The organism is Nocardiopsis sp. RV163 (assembly GCF_001029525.1).
Taxonomy (GTDB): Bacteria; Actinomycetota; Actinomycetes; order Streptosporangiales; family Streptosporangiaceae; genus Nocardiopsis; species Nocardiopsis dassonvillei.
The window spans coordinates 1-4,473 of record NZ_LEKI01000259.1; the positions used below are offsets into that span (position 1 = coordinate 1).

The window sequence follows — 4,473 nt, forward strand, 5'->3', positions numbered from 1 at the left end:
CGACCGCCAGCCCCCACCGGTTCCCCCGCGCCGACCTGCGCGACCTGTCACCAGCCATGGTCAACCCTCCGCGTACCGCACGTGGGTGGCGATCCGCATGCTGCGCAGCGGCGCCAGCTCCTCCAACCGCCGCTCCACGGCCGCGGTCACCTCGGCGGGCAGCCCCGCCGACCTGCGCATCCCGGTGCGCGCGTGCACCCGGATCCTGTTGCCGCGCACCGTCACGTGCACGCCCTCGACGCCGCTGACGCCCTCGGCCGCGGCGGCCACCGCCCGGCGCAGCGCGGGCCGGGTCAGCCCCACCACCAGGTTGGGGTCGTCAGTGCGCAGGGCGGTCCAGCGTCCCCGCCCGGGGGCCAGGGCGGCCACGATCAGGGCCAGCCCGATCAGCGCCAGGACCGCCGAGGCGATCTGTACCGACGGCATCGACCAGGTCGTGGTCGCCGCGTAACCGCTGGCCGCGCCGACGGGGATCAGCCCCAGCGGGCTCCCCGCGAGGGCCGAGATCACCTCGGCGGCGGCCACGACGGCCACGAGGAGGATCACGAGGCCCGTGATCACCGCGGGCCAGGACCGCCGCGGACGGAACGTGTGGACGGCCACCCGCCTGGCCCGGCGGTCGACGCCCTGGTCGGGGCGTCCGAGCACCTCTTCCACGGTGGTCATGTCAGCGCACCAACTCCGCGATCTCGATGTCGATGTGGTGGACCCGCTTTCCGGTGATCCGCTCGATCCGCCGCACGACGTGCCCGCGCACCCGTGCGGCGACCTCGCGCACCGAGTGCGGGTAGCGGACGCCGACCCGCAGCCTGAGCAGAACGACCTCGCCGCTCACCCGGGCCCGCGCCGTGCGCGACCGGGCGGGGAGGGCTCCGGGGACCTCGCGGACCGCGCGCGCGGCAGCCTTCTCGACCACACCGGGTTCGATGACGGTGCGGCCGCCGGGGTCGCGGTCCGCCCCGCTCCTCTCCCGGGCGACCTCGTCGCCCGGGCGTTCCCGCTGTCGGGGAACCGTACTGGTCCGCACTCCGGCCACGTCCGCTCCCTCACGTCTCAGGCGGAGCGCCGCGAGAACATCGCGGTGAGGTCGATCTCGCCCTCCATCGCCCGACCGGCGACGAACCCCGCGACCCCCAGGATCAGGACCAGCGCGAAGGCCGTGAAACCGCCGAACGCGGCGGCCAGACCCAGTACCGTCCCGTAGGACAGTCCGACGATGGGCCACATGGCTTCCCCCCTCTTGTCCAGCACCCGATGCTGCCTGTTCAACCACTCGTACGGGCGCCGTCCCGCAGTCCCGCGACCACGTCCTCCACGGACACGTGGACTGCGCGACCCCCGGCGACCGGGGTGAGGCCGCGGTGCAGCTCGGCGGCGATCTCCGGCAGGGGCCGCCCGAACCGGACCACGACGCCGACCTCGACGCTGTCGGCGCGTACCGCCACCCCCAGGACCCGTCCTCCGGGTACGGGCGTGGTCAGCGTGCCGAACCCCCCCGAGGACAGTTCCACCACGTCCGGGAAGCGCTCGGCCTCACGCGCCAGGCGCCGGGCGACCTCGCCCGGGTCCGCGTCGGCGGCCGTCATCACCGGACCCGGGGCGCGGACTCGCCGTCGTCCTCGCCGCGGTCGTCGTCGGGCAGGTGGATGTCGTCCACCCGGATGTTGATCTCGGTGACCTCCAGCCCGGTCATGCGCTCCACCGCCGAGGTGACGTTGCGGCGCACGGCCGCGGCCAGGTCCTGGATGGCGGCGCCGTACTCGACGACCAGGTCGATGTCGACGGCGGCCTGGCGCTCGCCCACCTCGACCGAGACGCCCCGCGCGACCGAGCCGCTGTCGCCGCCCCGGGTAACGACGTCCCTGACCGCGCCGACCGCCCGCGCGGTCCCGCCGCCCATGGCGTGGACGCCGCCGATCTCACGCGCGGCCATGCCGGCGATCTTGGCGACCACGCCGTCCGCGATCTGGGTGCGCCCGCCCTCCTCGCGGGAGGAGTCCCCCCGGTTCGTCCGGCCCGACTCGCGGGCTCCCGGCACCTTGGTCTCGGTCCTCATGTCCGTCACTGGGTTCCCCCTACGCAGTGTGCGGGCCGCACGGGTGGTCGCGGCGCAGAGGGCGCCCCGGACCGTTCCCCGCGCCTTCCCGGCGGATGTGCCCTCCCAGAGGGCCGGACCGAAACCCGGGCCCGTGTCCTGGCCGGAAGGATGTCGAACTGATCACACCATATACACACACACTGTATTCGACAAAGCACTGTGAGTAATTTTTCCTGGTCGGAACGGGCAACGCGCGCCCCAACTCCGACCAAAAACAGCGTCGAGAATCCGGTCGGCCAGGAAAACGCACGGGGGCGCCCGCAGGCGCCCCCGTGCGTGGACCGCACCCCGCTGCAGCGAGGCGGGCGTCCGGATCAGCCGAAGATGACGGTCTTGCCCCCGTTGAGCAGCACGCGGCGCTGCGCGTGCCAGTTGACCGCGCGCGCCAGCGCCACCGACTCCAGGTCCCGGCCGATCGCCGTGAGCTGCTCCGGGCTGTGCGTGTGGTCCACCCGGGACACCTCCTGCTCGATGATCGGGCCCTCGTCGAGGTCGGCGGTGACGTAGTGGGCGGTCGCGCCGATCAGCTTGACGCCGCGCGCGTGGGCCTGGTGGTAGGGCCGGGCTCCCTTGAAGCTGGGCAGGAAGGAGTGGTGGATGTTGATGATCCGGCCGGACATCTTGGCGCACAGCTGCTCGGAGAGCACTTGCATGTAGCGCGCCAGGACCACCAGGTCCACGTCGTAGGAGTCGACCAGCTCCAGCAGGCGTGCCTCCTGCTCCTTCTTGCTCCCGGCCGTGACCGGCAGGTGGTGGAAGTCCACGCCGTAGGAGTCGGCGAGGAACTCCAGGTCGGGGTGGTTGGAGACCACCGCGGCGATGTCGGCGTCCAGCAGGCCGCTGCGCTGGCGGTAGAGCAGGTCGTTGAGGCAGTGGCCGAACTTGGACACCATCACGATCATGCGCGGGCGCACGTCGCGGCGGTTGAGGGTCCACTCCACGAACGCGTCGCCGTTCCCTCCGCCGAAGTCCCCCGCCAGCGCCGCGAAGGCACCGCGCAGGACGTCCGCCCCGGCCACGCCGTCGTCGCTCCGCTCGGCCGCGAACTGCATCCGCAGGAAGAAGCGTCCCGTGTAGTGGTCGCCGTACTGCTGACTCTCGGTGATGTTGCAACCGTGGTCGGACAGCAGGTTGGCCACAGCGGCGACGATGCCCCGGCTGTCGGGGCACGAAAGGGTCAGGACGTACTCACGCTCACTCATGGAAAGAACCACTCCCGGGGTCGGACGGCTGATCAGCCGTGACACCCCAGGGTATCGCCACCGCAACACCGGGGGCCGGTTATCGCGAACCCGCCCGCGGACCGCCCGCCGCGGGGATACCGCATCCCCTTTCCCGCCGAGAATATGAAAGACATTCATGTTCTGGCATGCTCAGGACATGACAAGTCTGCGCGAAACGTACGAGTCCGCCACACGCGGGCTCGAAGCCCCCTTCGCCCTCGTCGACCTCGCCGCTCTGCGCGCCAACGCGTCCGACCTGACCCACCGCGCCCACGGCAAACCCATCCGGATCGCCAGCAAGTCCGTGCGCAGCCGCGAACTGCTGCGCACCGTCCTCGCCCTGCCCGGCTACGCGGGAATCATGGCCTTCACCCTGCCCGAGGCCCTCTGGCTGGCCACCGGCGACCGCCCCCTCAGCGACGACGTCCTCGTCGCCTACCCCACCGTGGACCGACAGGCCCTGGCCAGGCTCGTGCGCGACCCCCGCGCCGCCCGCGCCATCACCCTGATGGTGGACGACACCGCGCACCTGGACCTGATCGGCGCGGCCGTCGCCGAGGCCGCCGACTCCCGAGGCGCCGATGCCCCGCCGGTCCGTGTGTGCCTGGACGTGGACACCAGCTGGCAGCCCGTGGGACCGCGCCTGCGCGTGGGCACCTACCGCTCCCCCGTGCGCACCCCGGCCCAGGCCGCCGCGTTCGCCCGCGCGGTCGCGGCCCGACCCGAACTGGAACTGGACGGGATCATGGCCTACGAGGGCCAGATCGCCGGTGTGGGCGACGCCCCGCCCGGCAGGCCGCTCTACGGTCGCCTCCTGCGCGCCGTCCAGCGCCGCTCGGCCTTGGAGCTGGCCAAGCGCCGCGCCGCCATCGTGCACGCCGTCGGGGAGGTCGCCGACCTGCGCTTCGTCAACGGCGGCGGCACCGGCAGCCTGCACACCACCGGCGGGGAGAGGGCCGTGACAGAGCTGGCGGCGGGCTCGGGGCTCTACCACCCGCACCTGTTCGACCACTACCGCTCCTTCGGCGGGCGCCCCGCCGCCCTGTTCGCGCTCCCCGTCGTGCGCCGACCCGGACCGGGCGCGGCCACCGCACTCGGCGGCGGCTACACCGCCTCGGGCCCCGTGAACGCCCACCGCGCCCCGCTCCCCCA

Annotated in this window: 7 protein-coding genes; 1 reads left to right on the forward strand and 6 read right to left on the reverse strand. The window is 73.0% G+C overall.

The window, feature by feature from the left end; genetic code table 11:
* Nucleotides 1-60: 60 nt before the first annotated feature.
* The 6 genes from ABD54_RS25515 to purU all read right to left on the reverse strand — a co-directional run bounded on the left by ABD54_RS25515 (nucleotide 61) and on the right by purU (nucleotide 3,300).
* Nucleotides 61-666, reverse strand: a complete 606-nt coding sequence (locus ABD54_RS25515; RefSeq protein WP_047872101.1) for a DUF6286 domain-containing protein — start codon at nucleotides 664-666, stop codon at nucleotides 61-63.
* Nucleotide 667: 1 nt separating this feature from the next.
* The gene (locus ABD54_RS25520; protein ID WP_047872102.1) at nucleotides 668-1,036 is read right to left on the reverse strand and encodes an Asp23/Gls24 family envelope stress response protein; all 369 of its coding nucleotides are present in this window, start codon (nucleotides 1,034-1,036) and stop codon (nucleotides 668-670) included.
* Nucleotides 1,037-1,053: 17 nt separating this feature from the next.
* Nucleotides 1,054-1,227, reverse strand: a complete 174-nt coding sequence (locus ABD54_RS28680; protein WP_200904195.1) for a hypothetical protein — start codon at nucleotides 1,225-1,227, stop codon at nucleotides 1,054-1,056.
* Nucleotides 1,228-1,265: 38 nt separating this feature from the next.
* Entirely contained in the window at nucleotides 1,266-1,586 is a 321-nt protein-coding gene (locus ABD54_RS25530; RefSeq protein ID WP_047872104.1) for a hypothetical protein, read from the reverse strand.
* Nucleotides 1,586-2,056, reverse strand: coding sequence for an Asp23/Gls24 family envelope stress response protein (locus ABD54_RS25535; protein WP_082166996.1), 471 nt, complete (start codon nucleotides 2,054-2,056; stop codon nucleotides 1,586-1,588). The genes ABD54_RS25530 and ABD54_RS25535 overlap by 1 nt, the downstream gene beginning before the upstream one ends.
* A 356-nt stretch (nucleotides 2,057-2,412) precedes the next feature.
* Nucleotides 2,413-3,300: a formyltetrahydrofolate deformylase gene (gene purU, locus ABD54_RS25540; protein WP_047872106.1), complete on the reverse strand. Its 888-nt coding sequence runs from the start codon at nucleotides 3,298-3,300 to the stop codon at nucleotides 2,413-2,415.
* Nucleotides 3,301-3,478: 178 nt separating this feature from the next.
* Here purU and ABD54_RS25545 point away from each other — a divergent pair.
* The coding region (locus ABD54_RS25545; RefSeq protein WP_047872107.1) for an alanine racemase at nucleotides 3,479-4,473 on the forward strand (995 nt) is incomplete at its 3' end.